Source organism: Iamia sp. (assembly GCF_035575815.1).
GTDB lineage: Bacteria > Actinomycetota > Acidimicrobiia > Acidimicrobiales > Iamiaceae > Iamia.
On the sequence record NZ_DATLXO010000176.1, the window covers coordinates 1 to 22,597 of the forward strand.

At 73.0% G+C, this 22,597-nt stretch carries 22 protein-coding genes; 8 read left to right on the forward strand and 14 right to left on the reverse strand.

All coding sequences use genetic code 11. The annotated features are described in order from the left end of the window. The 4 genes from VNL12_RS17990 to VNL12_RS18005 form a co-directional block, all read left to right on the forward strand. On the forward strand, positions 1–739 hold a 739-nt coding region (locus tag VNL12_RS17990; RefSeq protein WP_325596327.1), incomplete at its 5' end, for an inositol monophosphatase family protein. A 76-nt stretch (positions 740–815) separates the two neighbouring features. Next, on the forward strand, positions 816–1,496 hold the full coding sequence (locus tag VNL12_RS17995) for a response regulator transcription factor (RefSeq protein ID WP_325596328.1): 681 nt from the start codon (positions 816–818) through the stop codon (positions 1,494–1,496). Between the two features lie 78 nt (positions 1,497–1,574). Beyond that, the gene (locus VNL12_RS18000; RefSeq protein WP_325596329.1) at positions 1,575–3,017 is read left to right on the forward strand and encodes a HAMP domain-containing sensor histidine kinase; all 1,443 of its coding nucleotides are present in this window, start codon (positions 1,575–1,577) and stop codon (positions 3,015–3,017) included. Positions 3,018–3,144: 127 nt separating this feature from the next. Beyond that, the gene (locus VNL12_RS18005) at positions 3,145–3,762 is read left to right on the forward strand and encodes a GerMN domain-containing protein (RefSeq protein WP_325596330.1); all 618 of its coding nucleotides are present in this window, start codon (positions 3,145–3,147) and stop codon (positions 3,760–3,762) included. Positions 3,763–3,828: 66 nt separating this feature from the next. Here VNL12_RS18005 and VNL12_RS18010 read toward each other — a convergent pair whose 3' ends face one another. After that, positions 3,829–4,857 (reverse strand): ATP-dependent 6-phosphofructokinase, encoded by a 1,029-nt coding sequence (locus VNL12_RS18010; protein ID WP_325596331.1) that lies wholly within the window; start codon positions 4,855–4,857, stop codon positions 3,829–3,831. Positions 4,858–4,939: 82 nt separating this feature from the next. Between VNL12_RS18010 and glpK the strand changes: the two genes are divergently transcribed. Then, positions 4,940–6,430: a glycerol kinase GlpK gene (gene glpK / locus VNL12_RS18015; RefSeq protein ID WP_325596332.1), complete on the forward strand. Its 1,491-nt coding sequence runs from the start codon at positions 4,940–4,942 to the stop codon at positions 6,428–6,430. 419 nt (positions 6,431–6,849) lie between these two features. Here glpK and VNL12_RS18020 read toward each other — a convergent pair whose 3' ends face one another. Then, complete coding sequence (locus tag VNL12_RS18020) at positions 6,850–7,536, reverse strand: hypothetical protein (RefSeq protein ID WP_325596333.1); 687 nt, start codon at positions 7,534–7,536, stop codon at positions 6,850–6,852. A gap of 125 nt (positions 7,537–7,661) precedes the next feature. Here VNL12_RS18020 and VNL12_RS18025 point away from each other — a divergent pair, with 125 nt between their 5' ends. Beyond that, complete coding sequence (locus VNL12_RS18025) at positions 7,662–8,306, forward strand: TetR/AcrR family transcriptional regulator (RefSeq protein ID WP_325596334.1); 645 nt, start codon at positions 7,662–7,664, stop codon at positions 8,304–8,306. 412 nt (positions 8,307–8,718) lie between these two features. Here the strand turns inward: VNL12_RS18025 and VNL12_RS18030 are convergent, their stop codons facing one another. The 5 genes from VNL12_RS18030 to VNL12_RS18050 all read right to left on the reverse strand — a co-directional run bounded on the left by VNL12_RS18030 (position 8,719) and on the right by VNL12_RS18050 (position 12,986). Continuing rightward, positions 8,719–10,158 carry an HNH endonuclease signature motif containing protein gene (locus VNL12_RS18030; protein WP_325596335.1) on the reverse strand — a complete coding sequence of 480 codons (1,440 nt, stop codon included), beginning with the start codon at positions 10,156–10,158 and terminating at the stop codon, positions 8,719–8,721. Between the two features lie 56 nt (positions 10,159–10,214). After that, positions 10,215–10,592, reverse strand: coding sequence for a PIN domain-containing protein (locus VNL12_RS18035; protein WP_325596336.1), 378 nt, complete (start codon positions 10,590–10,592; stop codon positions 10,215–10,217). A 17-nt stretch (positions 10,593–10,609) separates the two neighbouring features. Continuing rightward, positions 10,610–10,849 (reverse strand): hypothetical protein, encoded by a 240-nt coding sequence (locus tag VNL12_RS18040; RefSeq protein WP_325596337.1) that lies wholly within the window; start codon positions 10,847–10,849, stop codon positions 10,610–10,612. A gap of 105 nt (positions 10,850–10,954) precedes the next feature. Beyond that, positions 10,955–11,776, reverse strand: coding sequence for a 2,3,4,5-tetrahydropyridine-2,6-dicarboxylate N-succinyltransferase (locus tag VNL12_RS18045; protein ID WP_325596338.1), 822 nt, complete (start codon positions 11,774–11,776; stop codon positions 10,955–10,957). A 31-nt stretch (positions 11,777–11,807) separates the two neighbouring features. Beyond that, entirely contained in the window at positions 11,808–12,986 is a 1,179-nt protein-coding gene (locus VNL12_RS18050; RefSeq protein WP_325596339.1) for an aminotransferase class I/II-fold pyridoxal phosphate-dependent enzyme, read from the reverse strand. 86 nt (positions 12,987–13,072) lie between these two features. Here VNL12_RS18050 and VNL12_RS18055 point away from each other — a divergent pair, with 86 nt between their 5' ends. Further along, complete coding sequence (locus VNL12_RS18055) at positions 13,073–13,600, forward strand: inorganic diphosphatase (RefSeq protein WP_325596340.1); 528 nt, start codon at positions 13,073–13,075, stop codon at positions 13,598–13,600. Positions 13,601–13,619: 19 nt separating this feature from the next. On the opposite strand, the gene VNL12_RS18060 is transcribed toward VNL12_RS18055, so the two are convergent. The 3 genes from VNL12_RS18060 to VNL12_RS18070 are packed head-to-tail and all read right to left on the reverse strand — an operon-like array spanning position 13,620 to position 15,410. Beyond that, a complete protein-coding gene (locus tag VNL12_RS18060; RefSeq protein ID WP_325596341.1) occupies positions 13,620–14,330 on the reverse strand; it encodes a molybdopterin-dependent oxidoreductase in 711 nt (236 codons plus the stop codon). After that, positions 14,327–14,836 carry a hypothetical protein gene (locus VNL12_RS18065; protein ID WP_325596342.1) on the reverse strand — a complete coding sequence of 170 codons (510 nt, stop codon included), beginning with the start codon at positions 14,834–14,836 and terminating at the stop codon, positions 14,327–14,329. The genes VNL12_RS18060 and VNL12_RS18065 overlap by 4 nt, the downstream gene beginning before the upstream one ends. Further along, positions 14,829–15,410, reverse strand: a complete 582-nt coding sequence (locus VNL12_RS18070; protein WP_349257882.1) for a DUF2867 domain-containing protein — start codon at positions 15,408–15,410, stop codon at positions 14,829–14,831. Before VNL12_RS18070 ends, VNL12_RS18065 begins: the two co-directional genes overlap by 8 nt. A gap of 171 nt (positions 15,411–15,581) precedes the next feature. Here VNL12_RS18070 and VNL12_RS18075 point away from each other — a divergent pair, with 171 nt between their 5' ends. Then, entirely contained in the window at positions 15,582–16,130 is a 549-nt protein-coding gene (locus VNL12_RS18075) for a helix-turn-helix domain-containing protein (protein WP_325596343.1), read from the forward strand. 85 nt (positions 16,131–16,215) lie between these two features. On the opposite strand, the gene VNL12_RS18080 is transcribed toward VNL12_RS18075, so the two are convergent. From VNL12_RS18080 to VNL12_RS18095, 4 genes are all read right to left on the reverse strand, one after another. Further along, positions 16,216–17,802 carry a DUF4214 domain-containing protein gene (locus VNL12_RS18080; RefSeq protein ID WP_325596344.1) on the reverse strand — a complete coding sequence of 529 codons (1,587 nt, stop codon included), beginning with the start codon at positions 17,800–17,802 and terminating at the stop codon, positions 16,216–16,218. Positions 17,803–18,150: 348 nt separating this feature from the next. Further along, on the reverse strand, positions 18,151–19,206 hold the full coding sequence (locus VNL12_RS18085; RefSeq protein ID WP_325596348.1) for an ROK family protein: 1,056 nt from the start codon (positions 19,204–19,206) through the stop codon (positions 18,151–18,153). Then, entirely contained in the window at positions 19,146–20,258 is a 1,113-nt protein-coding gene (locus VNL12_RS18090; protein ID WP_325596345.1) for a hypothetical protein, read from the reverse strand. Before VNL12_RS18090 ends, VNL12_RS18085 begins: the two co-directional genes overlap by 61 nt. Before the next feature lie 122 nt (positions 20,259–20,380). Beyond that, on the reverse strand, positions 20,381–22,597 hold a 2,217-nt coding region (locus VNL12_RS18095), incomplete at its 5' end, for a hypothetical protein (RefSeq protein WP_325596346.1).

Here is a 22,597-nt window from a genome sequence, read left to right on the forward strand (position 1 = left end):
GGCCCGCGCCGGGGCCGCCGACCTGCGGATCGCCACCAAGAGCAGCACCACTGACCCGGTGACCGAGGTCGACCGGGCCGTCGAGGCCATGATCGTCCAGGCGCTGGTCGCGGCCCGTCCCGACGACGCCGTGATCGGCGAGGAGGGCGCGGATCGACCCGGGATCTCGGGCGTGCAGTGGCTGATCGACCCCATCGACGGCACCGTCAACTTCCTCTACGGCATCCCCGGCTGCAACGTGTCGATCGCTGCGTCCCAGGGCGGCCGGGTCGCGGCCGCCGCGGTCGTCGACCCCCTCCACGGCGACGTGTTCGCCGCCGCCCGGGGCCTCGGAGCCACCCGGGACGGCTCCCTGATCCGTTGCACCCAGGTGGCCGACCCCGCCCTGGCCCTCGTCGGCACCGGCTTCGGCTACGACCCCGAGCGCCGCCGACGTCAGGCCGACGTGCTCACCGTCGTGCTGCCCCGCGTGCGCGACATCCGCAGGGTCGGGGCCGCGGCGGTCGACCTGTGCTGGGTGGCCTGCGGGCGCCTCGACGGCTACTGGGAGAAGGGCCTCCACCCCTGGGACTGGGCCGCCGGAGGGCTGATCGCCGAGGAGGCAGGGGCCACGGTCGGCACCATCGACGACGTGGCGCTGCCCGACGGGCTCCCCGATGCCTGCATCGTGGCCGCCGGACCGGCCCTCTTCGGGCCCCTCCGCGACCTCGTGGGCGGCGCCGGCGCAGGGGGCGCCTGACCGGGCGCCGAGACAACCTGCGCTCACGCGCCCAGGGTGCGCGACGCGACCCGTCGCCATGAGGCACGATGCAGGGGTGGCGACCCGCATCCTCACCGTCGAAGACGACGAGCGCATCCGCACGGCGGTGAAGCTCGCCCTCGAGGACGAGGGTTGGAAGGTCGACGAGGCCGAGACAGGCGAGGACGCCCTCGAGCGCTTCGCCCAAGCCCCGAGCGACGTGGTGCTCATCGACATCATGCTCCCCGGCGTCGACGGCTTCGAGGTGTGCCGGTCGATCCGGCGCATGAGCGACGTGCCGATCATCATGGTCACCGCACGTGACGACACCCACGACATCGTCGCCGGCCTCGAGGCCGGGGCCGATGACTACCTCACCAAGCCCTTCGCCCCCAAGGAGCTCTCGGCCCGGATCCGCGCCATGCTGCGCCGGGTCCGCACCACTGACTCCGGCGCCACCCACCTGCGCTTCGGCGACCTCGAGATCGTGCCCGAGGAGGGCGTCGTGCGCCGCGGCGGCGACGAGGTCCACCTCACCAAGACCGAGTTCCGCCTGCTGCTCGAGCTGGCCAACAGCCCGGGCCGGGTCCTCTCCCGCGAGGTCCTGCTCGAGCGGGTCTGGGGCCACGGCTACTTCGCCGACGGTCGCCTCGTCGACGTCCACGTCCGCCGCCTGCGCACCAAGGTCGAGGCCGACGCCGCCAACCCCCGCCACGTGGTCACCGTCCGCGGCCTGGGCTACAAGCTCCAGACCTAGGTCCCCGGTGCTCCTCGCCACCGGGCCGAGCGGCTCGGCCCCGTCCCCCCCGACGTCAGCTCCCCGAGGCCACTGACCGTGGCCCGGGTCCGACGCGCCTTCCGCCTGCCGCTCCCCGCCCGCCTCGGGCTGCGCGCCCGCATCACCTTCGCCTTCGCGGCCACGACCGCGGTGCTCGCCGCGCTGCTGGCCGGCACCACCTGGGGTCTCACCCGGGAGAACCTCATCAACCAACGCGAGGCCTCGGCCACCCGACAGGCCACGCTGAACGCCACCGTCATGAGCGAGAGGGTCCAGGCCAACCAGGACACCGAGGCCCTGGTCGCGGCCATGGCCTCGCTGCAGACACCGGCCAGCTCGCGGCCGTCGGTCGAGCTGCGCCAGACCGACGACACCTGGCGTTCGGTGTCGCTGCAGTCGACCTTCGGCCAGGCCGTCATCCCCGACTCGGTCCGCGACGCCGTCACCGGCGGCGACTCGGTGCGGATGCGCGTGACGCTGAACGGCGAGCCCGAGCTGATCGTCGGCATCCCGGTCAACGAAGGGTCCGCGGCGTACTACGAGGTCGTGTCCTTCGCGGATCTGGAGGACACGCTCGAGTCGCTCGCGGTGTCGCTGCTGGGGGCCTCGGTAGCGACGACGCTCGTGGGCGGCACCCTCGGCTACTGGCTGAGCCGGCGCACCCTGCGGCCCCTCGCCAACGTCGGTCTCGCCGCCGAGGCCATCGCCGGCGGCCGCCTCGACACGCGCCTGGAGGGCACCGAGGACCCGGACCTGAACGTGCTCGTGTCTTCTTTCAACCACATGGCCCAGGCCCTCGAGGCGCGCATCGACCGCGACGGCCGCTTCGCGTCCGACGTGAGCCACGAGCTGCGCAGCCCCTTGATGACCCTCGCCGCTTCGGTGTCGGTGCTGGCCTCGCGGCGCGGCGAGATGCCCGACGACGCCTCACGGTCGGCCCTCGACCTGATGGAGGGCGACGTCGCCCGCTTCCAGCAGCTCGTCGACGACCTGTTGGAGATCTCGCGCTTCGACGCCGGCGTGGCGCGCCTCTCACTCGAGGAGGTCCGCCTGCCCGAGCTGATCCGCCAGGCCGTGGCCCAGCACCGCACCGGGCGGGCCGAGGTCGCCGTCGAGCTCGACGCGGAGCTGGCCGGCATGGTCGTGCGGGCCGACAAGCGTCGCCTGGTGCGCATCCTCGACAACCTGCTCGGCAACGCCGATGCCTACGGCGGCGGCGCCAGCCGGATCTCGGTCGAATCGGCGGGCGACAGCGTGCTCGTCGCGGTCGAGGACTCCGGCCCCGGCGTGCCCATCGACGACCGGGGCCGGATCTTCGACCGTTTCTCGCGCGGCGCCGGGGCCGGGCGGCGCAGCGCCTCGGGTGACGGCGTGGGGCTGGGGCTTGCCCTCGTCGCCGAGCACGCCCGGCTCCACGGTGGTCGCACCTGGGTCGAGGACCGCCCCGATGGGGCCCCCGGGGCCCGCTTCGTCGTCCAGCTCCCAGTGGCGCGCGCGTGAGCGAGCGCCGCGAGCGAACTAGACAGCACGGGCTCTCTGACGGCGGAGCCTGCGGAGCCGGCAGCGCTCATCGGTGCCCGGCGACGGAAGCCCGACCGGACGTGACCCACGACGAGGTGGTGCACCGATGAGTGAGCGCCGCGAGCGAACCAGGCCGACTCCGGGCCGCGCCCAATGGGTTGTTGCGGTCCTGCTCGCCGGGTTGGCCCTCTTGGCCGCGGCGTGCGGCATCCCCACCGATGACGATCCCCGCGTCATCGCCGATGAGACGACGACCACGCTCCCGCCTGCCACCGACTCCGGCCTGGGACCCAACTTCGCCATCCTCTACCTGAGCGACAACTCCGAGGATCCCGGCGAGGCAGGGGCGCTCGTCACGGTGCGCCGCAACCTCGAAACGGGGGCCACACCGACGACGGTGCTCGAAGCCCTCTTCGCCGCACCGCTCGAGGAGGAGCTCGAGGACGGCTTCGTGAGCCTCATCCCGACGGGCACCACGCTCGACGGCACCGACCTCTCGGGCTCGACGCTCACCGTTCAGCTCAGTGACGAGTGGAGCACCCTTCGCGGCCCCGAGCAGACGCGGGCCTATGCCCAGGTGGTGCTGACCGTCACCGAGCTCGACGCGGTCCAGAGCGTCCGCTTCCGCGTGATGGGCGACGCCGTCGACGCACCAACGCCCACCGCCAGCAAGGACGAGGTGCGGCGCTCGGACTACGCCGCCCTCGAGCCGCCCGACGCCTGACCCCGGATCCTGGCGCGGCCGGGCGGCTGAGCGACCACATCGCCACATCGCCACAGCTCCGGTGGCTCAGGCGAAGAAGACCTTGCCCACGTCGTGGATGTCGGCCGCCACGACCTTGGGCTCGGCCACCGCCTCGACGAGGGGCACGCGCACGACCTTGCCGGCCCGGATGGCGACCATGGTGCCCCACTCGTGGTCCGCTGCGGCTTCCGCGGCGGCGATGCCGAAGCGGCTCGCCAGCACGCGATCGGCCGCCGTGGGCGAGCCGCCCCGCTGCAGGTAGCCGAGGACCACGACCTTGGTCTCGAAGCCGGTGCGGGCCTCGATCTCGGGGGCGAGGAGGTGGGCGATGCCTCCCAGGCGCTGGTGACCGAACTGGTCGACGCCGGGGTCGGGCAGGGCGAAGGAGCCCTCGACCGGCACCGCCCCCTCGGCGACCACGACGATCGACGCGAACCGGCCCTGGTCGTGGCGGCGTCGGAGCGTGTCGCACACCTCGTCGATGTCGAAGGGCTCCTCGGGTACGAGGATCATCGACGCCCCACCGGCGATGCCCGACCAGGTGGCGATGTGGCCGACGTGGCGGCCCATCACCTCGACGAGCATCACCCGGTCGTGGGACTCGGCGGTGGTGTGCAGCCGGTCGATCGCCTCGGTGGCGGTGGCGACCGCGGTGTCGAAGCCGAAGGTGACCTCCGTCGCGCCCAGGTCGTTGTCGATGGTCTTGGGCACGCCGACGACGGCGACGCCGTCGGTGTGCAGGTCGCGGGCGGCGCCGAGGCTGCCGTTGCCGCCGATCACGACCAGCCCGTCGAGGCCCCGGCGCACCATGGTGGCCCGCACCTTGTCGACGCCGCCGGGGTGGGCGTAGGGCTGGTGCCGGCTGGTGCCCAGGATCGTGCCGCCGCGGGGCAGGATCCCCCGGCAGCGGTCGATGGTGAGCACCTCGTAGCGGTCCTCCATGACCCCCAGGTAGCCGTCGCGGAAGCCGATGACGGTGCCGTTCAGGTGGCGCTCGACCTTGCGGACCACGGCGCGGATCACCGCGTTCAGACCAGGGCAGTCGCCTCCGCTCGTCAACACGCCCAGTCGCACGGGGTCCCTCCTCCGGGAAAGGTCGGATCGTGGTCGTCGGCGCGGATGTTACCGGCGGCGCCATCACGTAGTTTCCGACGCCATGGCAGTGGTCATCGCCCTCGACGCCGGCACCACGGGGGTGCGGGCCTTCGCCGTCGACGAGACCGGCGCACCGGTCGGCTTCCGGTACCAGGAGCTCACCCAGCACTTTCCCCGGCCCGGGTGGGTCGAGCACGACCCCACCGAGATCTGGACCGCGATGGTGGCGGTGACCAACCGGCTCATCGCGGATCTCCACCAGCCGGTCGCCGCCCTCGGCATCACCGACCAGCGCGAGACGGTCGTCGCCTGGGACCGGCGCACCGGTCGGCCCCTCCACCGGGCCATCGTGTGGCAGGACCGGCGCACCGCGGCGCGCTGCGACGAGCTGCGCGAGGCAGGCGCCCTCGACGTCGTCCGACCCGCCACCGGGCTGGTGCTCGACCCCTACTTCTCGGCCAGCAAGGTCGAGTGGCTGCTCCGCGAGGGCGGCGTTGCGCCCGGGCCCAATCTCTGCGTCGGCACCATCGACTCGTGGCTGCTGTGGAACCTCACCGGCGGCAAGGTGTTCGCCACCGAGGCCTCCAACGCCAGTCGCACCATGCTCTTCGACATCCGCACCCTCGAGTGGTCCTCGGAGCTCTGCGAGCTCTTCGGGGTGCCCCGCTCCGCGCTGGGCGAGGTCCGGCCGTCGTCGGGTCGCTTCGGGCTGACCGTCGGCGACACCGGGCTGCCCGCCGGCATCCCCATCAGCGGCGTCGCCGGCGACCAGCAGGCGGCGCTCTTCGGCCAGGCGTGCTTCACGCCGGGGATGACCAAGAACACCTACGGCACCGGCTCCTTCGTGCTCATGAACGTGGGTCCCACCTGCCCGGAGCCGGTCGAGGGCCTGCTCACCACGGTGGCCTGGACCCTTGCCGACGGGCGCGGCACCCACACCGACTACGCCTATGAGGGGTCCATCTTCTCGACCGGCTCGGCCGTGCAGTGGCTGCGCGACGGCCTGGGCCTGATCGGCGCCGCCGAGGAGGTCGGCCCGCTCGCCGAGACCGTCGCGTCGACCGACGGGGTCTACTTGGTGCCCGCCTTCACCGGCCTGGGCAGCCCCTGGTGGGACCCCTACGCCCGCGGCCTGCTGGTCGGCTTCACCCGGGGCACCACCCGGGCCCACATCGCCCGGGCCGTCATCGAGGCCATGGCCTTCCAGACCCGCGATGTCGTCGACGCCATGGCCGCCGCCGCCGACCACAGCGTGCTCGAGCTGCGCGCCGACGGCGGTGCGTCGGCGGCCGACCTGCTGCTGTCGATCCAGGCCGACCAGCTCGGCGTGCCCGTCACCCGCGCCGCGGTGCCTGAGACCACCGCGCTCGGCGCCGCCTACCTGGCCGGCCTGGCCGAGGGGGTGTGGGGGTCGACCGACGAGCTGGCCGAGCTGTGGACCGCGGATGTGACCGTTCCGCCGAGCGCCGAGCGCGCCACCGCCGATGCCCAGCACGCCCGCTGGCTCGACGCCGTCGGCCGCTCGCGGGCCTGGGAGCCCCCTGGCCCCTGACTGCGCCGCCGCGCCGAGCCCGACCTCGAACTGGACGCGGCAACCGTCGCACGAGGGACGGGATTCGCGACCGGCTCGACGCGGCGTGCGAACTGGTCGCCGAAAGCGCCTGCCGAGCCGAGGGACGGGATTCGCGACCACTTGGGGTGGGGTTGGATCGGGATCTGGGACTGGGCGAGGCGAGGAGGCGAAGCGACCGGTGGCGGCTACGGGGTCGGCCTCGGAGGCGACCAGCGCCCGCGGCGGGCGAGGGTCGGGGGCAGGGGGCGCTTCGGGGGCGTCCGCCGGGGGGCGGCCCGGACGGGGGTCGACGGTGCGGTCCGGGTGGGCTCGGGCACGCGGGGCTCCTGGGTTGGACGACGGTCGGCGATGGTCAGACGGCGGGCAGCAGCCCGACGTGGGGGATCAGCGACCCCGGGTCAGTGGCCCGGTGCCATGCTGGCACTCGGGTGGGCTCGCCAGGAACGATCGCGGCCGACCTCGCGAGCCCGGGTGCCGGCCACGCGCGCCAGAGCGGCGACCTGCCGACGCTCCTTGGCCCGGAAGGGGGTGCCGCTGCGCCCGGCCACCAGGGCCAGGTCGACCCCAGGGAGGGGGGCCCAGGCGACATCCTCGGCTCCCATGGCCTGGTCGTCCCCGCTGGCGCGGGCGCCGCGCACGAACGCCGAGAGCCACGCCTCGTTCGGCGCCGTGCCCGATGTCGCCCACACCGCCCCGGCCACCAGGTCGACCACCGAGGTCCACTCCGCCCCGAGGGTGCACCCGCCGTGGACCACGAGCGCCCGCAGCAGCTCCTCCATGGTGTCGGCACCGCAGATCATCGCCGCCGTCTCCAGGGCGTCGAGACGGGGGTCGCCACCGGCCTCCCCCACCGGGCGCACGTCCTCGACGGTGACGCCGTCGACTTCGTGCACCTCCGCGACGACCAGGTCGATCAGCGACTCCTGGGGCAGGCGCACCACCAGCTCGTCGACCGCGATGCCGGCGCCGGTCTCGAGGATGTCGATGCCCACCACGTCACCGCGGACGGCACCGATGCGACTGGCCACGGCGCCGAGGGCACCGGGGCGGTCAGGAAGCCAGACTCGCATCACATAGGTCTCCATGGACCGGGAACCTACGGAGGCCGCGTGAACCCGGTGTTTCCACCCCGGAACGGGCGTGTGGCTTCCCGTCGACCCCTGTCCTACCCCTCCGCTTGACCGGGTGGTCAAGGATGTAGCGTGCGGGCGTGGAACCGGAGGATCGACGGCTCACGGCGCGGGGCGAGGAGCGGCGGCGCCAGATCATCGAGGTGGCCACCCGCCTCTTCGCCGAGCAGGGGTACCACCCGACGTCGGTCGCCGACGTGGTCGATGCCGTCGGGGTGGGCAAGGGCGTCTTCTACTGGTACTTCGCCTCCAAGGAGGCCCTCCTCACCGAGATCCTGCGCGACGGCCAGACGGCCCGGCGCCGCCACCAGCGCGACGCCATCGCCGGGGTGGCCGACCCCGTTGCGCAGATGGAGCTGGGCATCCGCACCGGCATGGAGTGGATGGCGGCCCACCGCGAGGTCATGACCCTGATCCGCTTCGCCGCTACCGAGGAGCGCTTCGCCCCCGGCATCCGCAAGGGCGAGGCCACCGCTGCCGCCGATGCCGCCGCACCGCTCCGCCGGGCCATCGACGAGGGCCGCATCCCCGACGCCGATCCCGACCTGCTGGCCCGTTCGATCGTCGGCGTCACCCAGCACCTGAGCGCCACGCTCATCCACGCCGATCCCGCGGCGGACCCGACGCCGGTCATCGACGCCGCCGTCGCCTTCTGCATCGGCGGCATCCTCGCGGCCCCCATCCCCGGCATCCTGGCGGCCCCCACCCCCACCGCAACCGATTGACCCGATCGGCCCGGCGCCGCCGCGGCGGCGCCGGGCCTCACCTTGCCGGCATCGCGGTCGAGCCCCAGAGGAGCCGGGTCGCCGTCAGCCGGCCCGGCGGGACTCACCTGTCTGTGCTGCCGCGTCCAGGCTGCGCGATCGTCGCCGCAGGTTCCCCGCTGAGCGTGGGCCGACGGTCGACCGCAGGGGCCGCGGAGGGCCTGCGGTCGCTCGACGTTCGAGATCAGGACACCGGCGGGCGCCTGGGTCGCGACATCGCTGCCGTGCAGGGCGCGCAGCTTGCGGCCGGTCGTGCCCCGACTCAGCTGGGCGACACCGAGGGCGCACGCCGCCAGCACGACGAGCGCGAGCATCAGGTACGCCTTGTCGCTGGCGAAGTCCCAGGGCCCGATGACGGGCCGAGGCACGCGAGTCAGCTGGACGGAGGGGCGCGTGAGCCGTCGGGGGTCGCGGCTTCGGCGCGGCCGGTGGTGCGGCAGTGGATGTGGCGGCGGTGGCCGGGTGGGCCGTCGTCGGAGGTGAGACCCGGTTCGTCGACCGCGGGGTCGTCGGGTGCGGGCCGGGTGCGGTTGAAGTGCACGGCGGCGCGGTCGAGGCGTTCGCCGGTGGGGCACGGGTAGGCGCCCACGGTCGGCATGTCGGCGGCCTTGGGGGGTCGGGCGCGGGTGGCGCCACCGAGGTGGTTGCCGTAGCGGTCGGCGTCATCGGCGTTGCCGACGATGCCCAGCAGGCCCTGGTGGTGCATCCGGTGATGAGCGGAGCACAGGCAGATGAGGTTGGCGGTGATGGTCTCACCGTCGTCTTCCCAGTGCACGATGTGGTGGATCTGCAACCAGTAGGACTGATCACACCCCGGCACGCGGCACCCGCGGTCGCGGTGCTCGATCAACCGGCGGATCCGGCGGGGCACGATGCGATGCGCGCGCCCGGTGTTCACCGGGGCACCGTCCTTGTGCCAGATGATCTGGGCGTCACCGTCGCAGGACAGGTACCGGCGCAGCTCATCAGGCAACACCCCACCCAGGTGCAGCGACCCCATCCACCGCCCCTGGCCCCGGGTGCCGTCAGGGGTCTCGAGGTGCAACAGCACCCGACTGCGGGCGGCCATCTCCGCGCCACCGGCGCCGCCGGCGAGGATCGCGTGAGCCACCCCCACCGCGGCATCAGCCCACGACGGGACCCGCACGTCGAGATCCACCGTCGACCGGCCCTCCGCCTTCGCCCGGGCCTTGGCCGCGGCACGAGCCTCGGCGTGCAAGCGTTCCCGGGCCGCCTTCAACGCCCCCTCGAACGCCATGCCCTCATCAGCGGGGAGGCGCATCCGGGCCCACCACTGCCCGGAGTCCTCGCTGCCGAAGGCCACCTCGCGCTCGACGTCGGGTTCAGGGGGTGGGAGGACCGGCTCGTCAGGGGTGGGCTGCGGGGCATCGGCGGGGCGGGCCTCGGTGTCGTAGCCGTAGGTCCGCGTTGCGGTGGCGAACTGGGCCACCCCCGCCACCGACGCCTCGTACTCCGCCGGGGTGTACCTCGCAACAGTGGCGGCCTGATCGAACGACAACCGGCCCTCGGTGAACATGCCCATCGTCACCGGCAACACCGGAGCCCGCCGGGCCAGAGCCACCACCCGCCGGGCCACCTGACGCGACACCCCGGCCCGCCACATCAACCACTGCACCGGGGTGTGGACCCGGTGCCCCTGCCACAGCCCCTCGGCCAAGGCCCGCACCATCAGGTTCACCAGGCGGGCGTCAGCCGCGTTGCGCACCCCGGCCACCCCGGCCAGCTCATCATCGAACGCGCGCCGCGCCGCATCGGCCTCCTGCGCCGCCTCCAGTGACAGGTCCGTCGTCATGGGAACAACCGTACCCCAAGGGTGTGACAGTGAGATCGGCCCGGGATGTGGTCGCGTCAGGCGCCGACCGGCCAGTGTTCGACGGTGAGCTCGGTCATGGGGAAGTCGGCGACGTTGGCCGTGGCCAAGCCGGCTCCGACACCGACGGCGGCCGCCGCGATGAGGCAGTCAGCTTGGCGGACGGTGATGCCCCGCGAGGCCAGGTCGCGGCGCCAGATCCCCGCCCGGGCCCCTTCGGCCACCCCGAGAGGAGCGAGCCGGAGGCCCTGGAACAGCCGACGGGCCGCGAGCTCCTCACCGGGCCGGAGACCCCGCCAGATCTCCTCGACGGAGATCACGCACACCCAGGGCTCGGTGCCGGTGCGGCGCAGCCCCCCGAGGCGTGCCGCGGCTGGTCGACCCCGCAGCGCATCGATGATTGCGGTCGAGTCCAAGAGGAGCCGGGTCACCGTCAGCCGGCCCGGCGGGGGTCACCGTGTCGCTGCTGCCGGGTCCAGGCTGCGGGATCCTCGTCCCAGTCGTGACCCGTGTCCGCGATCTGCCCGAGCGCGGCCTCGATGTCATCCCAACGCTGCTCGTCCTCCAGGCCTCGACGTACGAGCATCGCGATGAGGGCACTGCGCTGGCGCGCTCCCCCGCGCCGGTCGAGCTCGGCGACCAGCTCTTCATCGAGCGCTATGTGCAGTCGCATGGGCTGACGATAGCCCACAGGGGCCCTTGGACGGTCCGGCGCGCTCGAAGTCCGAGATCAGGACACCGGCGGGGCGCGTGATCCGTCGGGGCCGCCGACCGCGGCTCAGGGTGCGATGCCGTGCTCGCGCAGCACTGCGTTGAGGGCCAGCTTGTCGTGCTCCTGCCCCGGCTCGAGGTGACGGAGGATGAGGAGGCACGGCAGACCGAACTCGCCACCCGGGAAGCGCCGGATCCGGGTCGACCCGATGGCGACGGCTCGCGCCGGCACCTCTCCGCGGGGCAGCTCCTCACCCGACTCGGCGTCGAACACGCGGGTGGAGGCGGTGAGGATGGAACCGGCGCCGAGCTTGGCCCCCTCCCGCACCCTTGCGCCCTCGACCACCATGGAACGGCTGCCGATGAATGCGTCGTCCCCGATGACGACCGGCGCCGCTTGGGGCGGCTCCAACACCCCGCCTATGCCGACGCCGCCGGAGAGGTGGACGTTGCGTCCCACCTGCGCGCACGACCCGACTGTGGCCCAGGTATCGACGAGCGTGCCTGCGCCGACGTGGGCACCGATGTTCACGAAGGACGGCATCAACACCACTCCGGGCTCGAGGTGCGATCCCCATCGTGCGATCGCCCCGGGAACGGCCCGAACCCCTGGGAGGCTCGCCTTCAGTGGGATCCGGTCGTCATGGTGGAAGTCACCGACGTTGCCAGGACGCATGGGCAGCACCTTGAAGGCGATGAGGATCGCACGCTTGGCCCGCTCGTCGACGACCACTGCGTCGTCGACGACCTCGGCAATCCGCGCCTCGCCGGCATCGAGGAGGTCCACCGCTTCGGTCACCACGCGCCGAGCGTCCTCGTTCTCGGTGGTCAGCCCGGCCCGGACCTCCCACAGGTCATCGATCGCGGCCGGGATGGGGGTGGTCGCCATCGACCGAGCGTAGGGCGGCGCCCCCGGCGACTCAGCCCAGCTTGGTGAGGGCTCGCTTCAGGTTGCGGACGCCCTGGCCGATGCGCTGCTCGTTCTCGATCAGGGCGAAGCGGACGTAGCCCTCACCTCCGGGGCCGAAGCCCACGCCCGGGGACGTGGCCACCTGGGCCTCGCGCACGAGGAACGAGCAGAACTCGACCGAGCCCATCTCGCGGTAGGGCTCGGGGATCGGGGCCCACGCGAACATGGTGCCCTGGGGCGGGCTCATCTGCCAGCCGATGCGGTGGAGCCCGTCGCAGAGCGTGTCGCGCCGGCGCTGGTAGATCCGTTGCACCTCTGTGGGGTGGTCCTGGGCCTCGTTCAGCGTCACCGTCGCGGCGATCTGGACGGGCTGGAACGTGCCGTAGTCGAGGTAGGACTTGAGCTTCTGGAGGGCGGCGACGATCTCGGCGTTGCCCACGAGGTAGGCGACGCGCCAGCCGGCCATCGAGAACGACTTGGTCATCGAGTACAGCTCGACGGCGACGTCCTTGGCCCCCTCGGCCTGCAGGATCGACGGCGGCCGGTAGCCGTCGAAGCCCAGCTCGGCGTACGCGTTGTCGTGGACGATGACGATCTCCTTCTCCCTGGCCAGGTCGACCAGGCGACCGAAGAAGTCGAGGTCGACGCACGTCGTCGTGGGGTTGTGGGGGAACGAGACGACCAGCACCCGGGGGCGGGGCCAGGCGCTGTCGATGGCCTCGGTGATCTCGCCGATGAGGTCGCGGTCGCCGCCGCCCATGGGGATGTACTGCACGCCGGCGCCGGCGAAGAGCGGCCCCCAGATGTGGATCGGGTACGACGGCGAGGGCACGAGGGCCGAGTCGCCGGGGCCGAGCAGCACCCACATCAGGTGGCTGAAGCCCTCCTTGGCGCCGATGGTGGTGAGGATCTCGCGCTCGGGGTCGAGCGCCACGCCGAAGCGCCGGATGTAGAGGTCGGCCACCGCTTCGCGCAGCTTCGGGATGCCGCGGCTCGAGGAGTACCGGTGGTTGCGGGCGTTGTGCGCAGCCTCGGACAGCTTCTCGACCGCGACCTGCGGCGAGGGCAGATCGGGGTTGCCGAAGCCCAGGTCGATGACGTCCTGGCCGTTGCGCCGGGCCGCCACCTTGAGCCCGTCGATGATCGTGAAGACATACGGGGGCAGCGACGAGATCCGGCGGAACTCCATCGGCGCACCCTACCTGTGGGCCCGGGCCCGGCCCGCGTGCGATCCGGGGCGCCCCACCCCGGCTGGGCGCCTGCGAAGATCGGCCCATGAGCACCGAGACGACCCCGCCCGACGACCGGGCCATCGACGTGACCGTGGAAATCCCCCGCGGCAGCCGCAACAAGTACGAGATGGACCACGTCACCGGCCGGATCCGCCTCGACCGGCGGCTGTTCTCGGCCATGGTGTACCCCGCCGACTACGGGTTCGTCGACGGCACCCTCGGCGAGGACGACGACCCGCTCGACGCCCTCGTGCTCCTCGACGAGCCGACCTTCCCGGGCTGCGTGCTGCGGTCGCGCCCCGTCGGCATCTTCTGGATGGAGGACGACGCCGGGCCCGACGCCAAGATCATCTGCGTCTTCGCCGGCGATCCCCGCTGGGAGCACATCGCCGACATCGGGGACCTCCCGGACCACCTGACCGACGAGATCCAGCACTTCTTCGACGCCTACAAGGCGCTCGAGCCCGACAAGTTCTCCAGCACCCGGGGCTTCGAGGGCGCGGACGCGGCCTGGGCCGAGATCGCCCGCAGCCGGCAGCGCGCCATCGACACCGGCTACCACACACCTTGAGGGGCCGGGGGAGGCTCAGTCACGACGGCGCCGGTGGGGTGCGACTGCTCCGGCTGCCGCGAGCGCTGAGGAACTTTATGGGCGGGATGAGGAGCCGGTAGACGGGCCGCAGCGGCCAGGCGGGGAGGAGGCGATGACGCTCCTCCTCCCAGACCCTCGCCCGCGGGTGGGGCGCGAGCAAACGCATCGCCGGAGATGTGTGGACGCCTGTCGGCTCGGCGGTGTGGAGCTCGATGCGACAGAGGTGTTTGGTACTGACATAGCCGTACTGGTCGGGGCTGACCAGTCGGGCCGGCGCGCCATGGTCACCGTCGAGCGGACGGGCATCGAGCCGCTCTGCGATGAGCACGTCCTCGGCCAGGGCGTCCTCGATCGACACGACCGACCGGTGGCCGTCGAGACCGCGAAAGACGAGATGGGTGACCGACGTGTCTGGTTGCACCGACGGCTCGATGATCATGCGATAGAAGGTCTCGAACGCGACTCCCTCCCAGTGCAGGTTGGTGGCTGACCACCCGGCCACGCAGTGGAAGTCGGCGGTGAGCTCTCGGCGGGGAAGCGTCGCGAGTGCGGCCAGTGGCAGGGCGAAGGGCTTGGCCACGGCGCCGCTGATCTGGATCACAGGATCGCTGGGGACAGCGGGAGCGGGTCGTTGGAGGTGCGTCCCGAAGCGCGGGAACCCACCGATGAGGCGTTGGCCGGGGGGAAGCGTCGGGCTATGGACGCTCACGGGACGGCTCGGTCGCCGGCGGCGGCGAGAAGCAGCTCGGCCTCTTGTCGCCGGCGCACCGCGAGCACCTGCTCGGCCTCCTGGCGACCCTTGTCGCCGAAGACGAACTCGTAGATGTCCGGGAGCCTGAGGATCATGCCCGCACCGCCCCACGTGCCGTCCTTGACCTCGTGCGTGAAGATGCACACGCGGCGCTCGGGATCCGGCCAGGACCCGTCCTCTGCCTCGACCACGGCCCGGGTCATCGCCGCCGTCACCGCGGCACGGCGCTCGTCGTTGTACTGACCCTCGGGAACATAGCAGACGAAGCGGTAGTGCGGCACCTGCGCCGGGGCGCCGGCGACGTAGATCTCGTGACGGAGGACGGAGACCCATGCGATCGCTCGGGCCCTCTCGTTGGTCGGGTCAACTCCCTCTTGCTCGAGCAGCAGATCGGTGATCTTGCCCAACAGCTCGCGCTCCGCGCTGGGTGAGAGAGCGCCGTCGGGGATGTATGCGTCACACATCGGCATGGTGTGCTGAACCTCCTTCCGGGCTCGCGGCCCGGATCGTGGTGTTTGCTTTCAAGCCGTTCCTTGCGGCGCCGGCGTCGGTACGCCAGTCCCGCCCCATCTGTCGCAGTATCGGCGGGTACACGATCAGGTGCCGTAACGGCCTGATCGCGGCCATGTAACCGGTCCCGAGCAGTCCGTTCGGCTTCACGAGGACGGCCATCTGGCCGCGGTAGCCGCCGGTCCCGTCTGGGACCCAGCCCATGTGCATGATCCCGTGAACGGTCCGGTTGACGATCTCCGCGGCCCACTCGTCGTCGGTCAGGTAGACCGAGGTGACATGGAGCGCGTCCGGGCCGGACGGGGCGTCGCGCAGATCCGCCGGCAACCGGTCGCGGATCGTCGGCCGCTCCGAGCCGTGGCCCGCGTCCGGGCCGTCCCAACCGAGCAGCTCCCCGACCTTCCACCGGATCGCCCAGAGCGTGCGGGCGGCGAGGGAGGAGCCTTGCGACGGGTCGAGCGAGGCCATCGCCCCATTCACCAGCCGAGGGAAGTCGTCCGGGCCGCCCGGCGTCGGCAGCGCCCACACGTCCTCGAGCCGGAAGTCGCGGGTGAGCTCGTGGATCCGCCAGGCCGGGAGATGTGCGCGGTGTTCGGGAGCCTCATTGGCGGACGTCCTTCTATACGGTAGCGTATGGAAACAGAATAGGGACCAACCACGGCGGTGTCAATGCGGCGCGGGACGCGATAGAGATGGGCGATGGCCCTCACCCGCACGCCTCGCCGCGAGTGGATCGATGAGGGGCTGCGGGCCCTTGCCGCCGGCGGGCCGGACGCCGTCCGGATCGAGCCGCTGGCCCAAGCGCTCGGCGTCACCAAGGGCGGCTTCTACTGGCACTTCGACGACCGGCGCGCGCTGCTCGACGAGATGCTCGACACATGGGAGCGGAGGAGCACCGATGAGGTGATCGAGCGCGTCGAGAGCGAGGGCGGGGACGCCAGGGCCAAGGCGCGGCGGGCGGGCGCGCTCACCTTCTCCAGCGACGGGCTGCTGGCGATCGACCTCGCAGTCCGCGACTGGTCCCGGCGCGAGCAGACGGTCGCCGATCGCCTCCGACGCGTCGACAGCCGGCGAATGGATTACCTGCGCTCGCTGTTCGGTACCTTCTGCACCGACGAGGAGGATGTCGAGGCCCGCTGCATGCTCGCCTTCTCGCTGGCGATCGGCAACCACTTCATCGCCGCCGATCACGGCGCGCGCAGCCGCGCCGACGTGCTTGAGCTGGCCCTGAGGCGACTCGAGGCCTAGAGAAGGCCCGAGTGTGCAGGGCTCTCGCCGCCGTCGCCGATCACCGGGTCCGGGTCGAGCCCGTCTGATCCGCATCCGCCGTCCGTCAGCCGGAGATGCGGCGCCCGTACTCACTTGAGACGAGCAGGGTGTGGGCGAGCGTCGCCCACGACCTCCCCTGGCGCACGGCGTCGCTCGTGGCCTCGAGCTCCGCCGCCGTCGGCGCCCGACCGAGGATCAGGATGTGGAGCAGCGACGCGTCGATGGTGGCGGCCTGAGCGTTGCGGTGCTCGGCCGACTCCGAGAAGCCCACCATGAGCGCCCCCCGGCTCCGTCTCCCCGACGCCAGCTCACCGGTCCAGTACGTCCTCCCTTCGGCATCACCCGATCGCCCCAGCGCGTTCCGGTACACGAGGTCGACGAACCTCGAGTCGCTGAGTCCGCCGTAGGTCCTCGTGAACTCCGGCGACAGGGCGAAGGACGACGAGACGGCGACGAGCGATCGGCGGCTCCGACGGCGCTGGTCCGCCCAATACACGAGGCCTCCCGGGTCAGGCTGCCGCTGGAAGTACGCGCGGTACAGCCGGGCGACCGGGTCCACGAAGGTGGCGTTGTCGCGTGACCGGCGCAGGGCGGCGACGACCTCACCGGGTCGACGGCCACCGGAGGTGAGGTCCGGGATCCAGCTCGCCCGCTCAGCCGCGCTCGGCGCTCGCCCGACGACGTCCTGGTACTGGCGATCCACCAGGGTCGACCACGACGCAAACGGGGCCCACGGGGTGGGCGTGATGGTCTGGATGTCGGCCCCCTGAGCGCCGGCGGTGATGAACGTGTCGCTCGGACAGGCCTGGATCGGGTTCGTGCCTCCGACCATCCCACTGCGCAGCGCGGGGGCGTCGATCCGTCCGTCCTCTGCGATCGCACGGGGTTCGTCCCATGCCACCCGGGACCGCAGGAAGGCGTCGCACGTCGGTAGCCCCGGCCCGAACCACTCGGTCCACGAGCTGAAGCCCACCATGTCGCCCCACGTCGGGGGCACCCGGATCCGGCCGATCACGGTGACGGCCCCGGTGACGGTGTCGATGATCGTCCCCTTGATCCACGTGCCCTCGGCCGTGATCTCGTCACGCATCGTGCGCAGCTCGTAGGGCCGACCGGCCACCCACTGGTACGGGTCGATGCGGCAGGTCCAGCCGCTGCCCTCGTCGTCGAACGTCCGACAGCTCGGGCCCTCAGCCGCGGTGGCCCCCCAGATGGCGAACAGGGCGATCTTGGTGCCCTGGGGCGCAGAACCGACCTGCAGTCCCGAATAGCCCTGGTCGCCTCCCTGCAGGACGAACGAGTGGGCCCAGTAGTAGTGACCTCGCGGGTCGGCGTCGGCGACCGTCAGCGTCTCGCTGATCTCCGCGTAGCCCGACTCGGCCCACGACCAGTTGCTGTACGGCAGGTTGGGGACGACGCCCGTCGCCCCTGACCGCTCGTTCGTCTCCCCTGACCGCTGGTTCGGCTCCCCTGAGCGCGGGCTCGTCTCCCGGGCGATCTGGTCGGAGTAGGACCGACGGGCCGGGACCTCGGTCGGCTCCGGCGTGAGCTGCTCGTCCTGCGCCGGTTCGCCCGCCTGGTCGGTCGGCGTGGCGACGGGTCCTTCGGTCACCGCCGCCGCCGGGTCACCGGCCCATGCGACCGCCGCCACGACCGCCAGCACGAGGACGGGCGGGCCCAGCAGGCGGCGGGCGCCATGCCCGGTCGCAGCCCCTCGGACCGGGCTCTTCGGGCGTGTCTTCCCGGTGGCCCTCCCGCGTGCGGTGATGACGCAGAGTCGTAGAGCCGGCCGAAATCGTGACTGTCCGTGGTCCATGGACCAAAGATAACACGGACAGTGCTCCTAGATAGAATGTCAGCACGAAGAGTGTCCGAGGCCTGAATGGGCGGCGACCCACCGGCACCCTCGTCACCGTGTGCTCCGTCGACCCACCGGGACCGATCCGCAGCCACTGTCGCCGCTGCCCACGAGCGCTCAGGGCGGCGCGAGGCAGGCTCGTCAGGTGCGGAGGGCGGCGAGCAGGGCGGCGCCCACGGCACCGGCCCGTTCACCGAGGAGGGCACCGACGATCGGCACCCGGGTGCGCCGATCGCCGCCCAGGGCCAGCTCGCGGACCCGGGCGCGGGTGCGGTCGAGGTAGAGATCGGCGTCGGAGGAGACGCCCCCACCGATGACGATGACCTCGGAGTCGAGGAGGTTGACGAGGTTGGCCAGGCCGAGGGCCAACCAGTCGGCGAAGACGTCGAGCACGGCCCGGGCGGCCTCGTCTCCCGACCTGGCGGCGGCGGCGACGTGCTCGCCGGTGACGTCGCCGACTCGGCCCCCGGCGTGGGCGACGAAGCCCGCATCGGCCGGGGCCGCACCCGTGCGGACCGCCTCGCGCGCCAGCCACCCCATGCCGGTACCCGAGGCGTAGCGCTCCCAGCACCCTCGACGACCGCAGGGGCACTCCGGGCCGGCGGGGTCGACCACCATGTGGCCGGGCTCGCCGGCGAAGCCGTAGGCGCCCCGGAGGATCTCGCCCTTGATGGTCATCCCGGCGCCGATGCCGGTGCCGAGGGTGATGAGCAACGAGTGGTTGCGGCCCCGGGCCGCACCGCGCTCGTGCTCGCCCCATGCTGCGCACGTGGCGTCGTTGTCGACGACGACGGGAAGACCCAGCCGTTCGCCGAGCTCGGCACCGAGGGCCACGCCGACCACACCCGGGAGGTTGGGCCCGAAGCGGAACGTGCCGGCCCGATCGACGAGACCCGGTGCGCCGAGGCCGACGGACCGCACGTCGCGACCGGTGTCGTCGCGCACCTCGTCGCGGAGCGTGGCCGCCAGGTCCGCCAGCGCGTCGAGCACCGCGCCGGTGCCGTTCGGGGTGGGCACCTTGCGCTCCGCGAGGGGCTCGGAGCCGGCGTGGTCGGGGTCGAGGGCGAGCCCGAGCAGCTTGGTGCCACCCAGGTCGAGCCCGATGACGAGGGGGGCGCCCGGGGGCGTGGCCGGGCTCAGTAGCGGAGCAGGGCGCCGACGCGCCCGTGCACGTCGAGGTCTGCGTTGGCCACGCAGATCTCCACCTTGGCCCGCTGGGCCAGGGCGTGGTCGATGGCCTCCTCGACCACGTCGTCGACGTGGTGCAGCGTGCTGGCGTCGTCGCCGTGCGGCCGCACGGCGAAGAGGGCACCGGTGGTGGTGCAGCGCCAACCCTCTACCTCGTACTCGTGGGACACGATGAGGTGCTCGACGCGCCGCTCGGACAGGGCGGAGAGCACGGCCTCCAGGCCCGTCACGGCCCGGCCCCCGGCGCCGACCACATCGAGCAGCCGGGCCACGAGGTCGCCCTCCCGGGCTCGCTCGGTGGCCTCCTCGACCTCGGCCGCGGCCTTGCCGATGGCGCCGATCGAGGCCTGCGGGGTGACGTTGATGCGACCGCGGTTGCGTTCGCGGAGGTAGGGGTGCAGCGCCCCCTCCAGCTCGCTCACGAGGTCATCGGGGGCGCCGAGGCAGAGGTGCTCGAAGCCGTGCTGCTGGTAGACGGAGAAGGCGAGGGCGGCGGCGTTGCGGACGTGCTGGGAGGCGAGGGCGTCGACGTGGCCCGAGATGTCGCCTCGCTCGCGCTCGCCCCTCGTGTCGTAGTCGCGGGGCAGCTCGTCGACCGCCTCGGTGCGCTCGACGAGCTCGTCGAGCTCGAAGATGAACATGCGGGACCGTTGGCGATCGACGAGCAGCACACCGAAGCGGCTCTGTTCCTCGGCGATGGCCTCGAGCTGGCCGAGGGCCGGCATGTCGTTGACCACGACGCGGCTGCGGACCCGGACCGGGAGGGGCACGACATGCCACAGGTCGCGGCCCGAGCAGGAGAACAGGGCCAGGCTCCGCACGCGGGAGCGGTCGAACCCGGCGCGCACGTAGCCCTCGATGCGGTCAAGGTCCGCATGCACCGACGAGGTGCCGTCGGCCCGGGCGCGGGCCGGGCGCAGCAGCGCGTCGAGCTCCTGCTCGACGTCTCGCGGGGTGAGCAATCGCCGTCCGTCGACGTCCAGGTAGCAGCTGGTGACCGGGGTTCCCTCCGCCTCGAAGCTGGCCAGGGTGCGCAACGTGTCCTCGGTGATCGCAGTCACGGAACCTCCGTATGGTCGTCGGTCGTTCCGATGGTAGGCAACCGGGCCGATGCCCGCTCGCGACGAGCCGTGAACGGTGCCGGATCCCAGGACTCCGTCGCCGGCGGCGCGCATCCCGCCGTTCAGGGCCGGGGGCTGAGCGCGAGCGATGCTGCGGTGACCGCCCCCACCAGGGCCGGGTCGTTGTCGCGCACCCAGTCGAGGACATCGGGTCGGTCGGTGAGCAGGACGGTCTGCACGGCGGAGGCCGGGCCGACGAGCGCCTCGCACACCCGCACGGCGTCAACGGTGGTGAGCGATCCGAACGGCTCGTCGAGCACCAGCGGTGCCGGGCCCGGGCCACCGGCGACGGCGGCCTCGCGCTGGGACGCCAGCCGAGCCAGGATCTGCCAGACCATGGCGTCGGCGTCGGCGTCGACGTCGACGTCGACGTCGACGTCGACAGCCGGCGGTCTGGTCTCCGGCGCGGTCCGCACCGCGCGGACCGCCTCGAGGCCGTCGAGGTGCATGCGGGCCAGGGTCACGCGCGCCTCGGACCGTCCCAGCTCACCGTCGGCGTCGGCGTCGGCGTCGGCGTCGGGAGCGGGGCGGGCAGCTCGCCCCTCGGCGGGCAGCAGGTGGGCCACGGCGACGTCGAGCGCCGTCTGCGCGTCGCGGGCGTCGGCCTCGAGCAGGGGCAGGTCGACGTCGACCGCCGCACCCACGGTCGGCGGCGCCACTGGCGATCCGGCTTCGCTCGCATCCGCGAGGGCTCGCTCGGCATCGGCCTGCTCCGCCGCGGCGCGGGCCACCTCGGAGCCGTCGCGCTCGATGCGCTCGTCGGCGGCCTCGAGCGCGGTGCGGGCCGAGGCGATCTCGGCGATGCGGGCCCGCAGCTCGTCGCGGTGGCTCACGAGCGCCTCCCAGGCCACCCGGGCGCCCTCGGCGGCATCGAGGCGGGCCAGCTGGTCCTCCACCTCCACCCGCTCGCCGGCGAGGGTGGCCCGGCGGCCGGCGGCGTCGTCCTGCTCGGCGACCCAGGCCCGCGCCCGGGCCAGCACGTCGTCGCGGGAGAGGACCTGCCCGAGGGGCAGTCCGACCTCGTCGAGGGCCATGCGGAGATCGGAGAGGGGATCGGTGGCGATGCGCTCGCGGAGACGCTCGGCGACGTCGTCACCGGGGTCCTCGCCCAGCAGCTCCGCGGCGCGCGCCCGCAGGGCGCCGAGGGTGGCCACCAGGCGGCCCTTGGCGGCATCGGGATCCCACGCCGGGTCCACCGGGGCCGGGGCGGCGGCCCGGGCCGCGAGGGCATCGGCCTCGCGGGCGGCCACGAGCTCGGACTCGGCGTCGGCCTCGGCGGCGGCGAGGCCCGCCTCGGCGTCGGTGAGGGCCCGGCGGGCCGCCTCGGCGTCGAGGTGCGAGGGCATGCCCGACGCCCGGCCTGACACCATGAACTCCGTGTAGCTGGCGAAGCCCATGCGGGCGAGGACCTCGCGCTCGGCGAGCTGGGCCTCCTCCAGGCGACGACGCGCCTTGCCCACGCCGATGCGGCGCTCACTGCCCTCCCACGAGGCGAGGACCTCGGCGTGGGCGGCCTCGAGGGCTTCGACCTCCCGCGGGTCGAGGGCCCAGGCACCGCTGGCCTCGGAGAGGGTTCGTCGGGCGACGGTGACCCGCTCCCGGGCGATCCGGAGCCGGGACACGGTGCCCGCCGAGAGCTCGGCCGGGCCGGCGGGCGCCGGGTCGGCGGGCGCCGGCCCGGCGCCGGGACGGGAGAAGATGCCGCTGGCCGCCGCAGACGGCGCGTCGGTCTCCGGTGTCGAGGTGGGGGGCGGAGCGGTCACGGCGTCAGCCACGAGCTCGCGGACGCGCTCCCACTCGACCGCGACCTGGCCGGCCTCGACCGCGGCGATGCCGCCGTGCTGGTCGACGCCGACCAGGGCGGCCGCCACCCGGGAGGTCGGCACCAGCTCGAGGGCGTCGATCTGAGCCGCGATGCGGGCGCGCCGATCGGCGAGGGCTCGACGCTCCTCCTCGGGGACCACGGCCGCCGGTGCCATCTCGGCGGTCTCCCGCTCGGCCACGGCGAGCTCGGCGCGCAGGTCATCGAGATCGCCCCCTGCGCCCTCGCGCCGCACGCGGTCCCGGATGTCCTGGGCCTCGGCCTGGGCGGCGACGGCCGCGGCGTGGGCGGCGCGGGCGGCCTCCCGGTGCTCGGCGGCGGCGGCCACCACGTCGGGATCGGGGACCACCGGGTTGCGGCGGTCGGTTGCGACGACGGCCTCGGTCGTGGCTGCCTCGGAGGCGCGCGCGCCGCGTTGGCGGGCGGCGCGCAGAGCCCCGGCGGCGGTCTCCCGATC

Bases quoted from the DNA above. Each gene is read 5' to 3' on its own strand.
- VNL12_RS18005 (WP_325596330.1), top strand. From the start codon at position 3,145: ATGAGTGAGCGCCGCGAGCGAACCAGGCCGACTCCGGGCCGCGCCCAA.
- glpK (WP_325596332.1), top strand. From the start codon at position 4,940: ATGGCAGTGGTCATCGCCCTCGACGCCGGCACCACGGGGGTGCGGGCC.
- VNL12_RS18020 (WP_325596333.1), bottom strand. From the start codon at position 7,536: ATGGAGACCTATGTGATGCGAGTCTGGCTTCCTGACCGCCCCGGTGCC.
- VNL12_RS18030 (WP_325596335.1), bottom strand. From the start codon at position 10,158: ATGACGACGGACCTGTCACTGGAGGCGGCGCAGGAGGCCGATGCGGCG.
- VNL12_RS18040 (WP_325596337.1), bottom strand. From the start codon at position 10,849: ATGCGACTGCACATAGCGCTCGATGAAGAGCTGGTCGCCGAGCTCGAC.
- VNL12_RS18045 (WP_325596338.1), bottom strand. From the start codon at position 11,776: ATGGCGACCACCCCCATCCCGGCCGCGATCGATGACCTGTGGGAGGTC.
- VNL12_RS18050 (WP_325596339.1), bottom strand. From the start codon at position 12,986: ATGGAGTTCCGCCGGATCTCGTCGCTGCCCCCGTATGTCTTCACGATC.
- VNL12_RS18055 (WP_325596340.1), top strand. From the start codon at position 13,073: ATGAGCACCGAGACGACCCCGCCCGACGACCGGGCCATCGACGTGACC.
- VNL12_RS18065 (WP_325596342.1), bottom strand. From the start codon at position 14,836: ATGTGTGACGCATACATCCCCGACGGCGCTCTCTCACCCAGCGCGGAG.
- VNL12_RS18075 (WP_325596343.1), top strand. From the start codon at position 15,582: ATGGCCCTCACCCGCACGCCTCGCCGCGAGTGGATCGATGAGGGGCTG.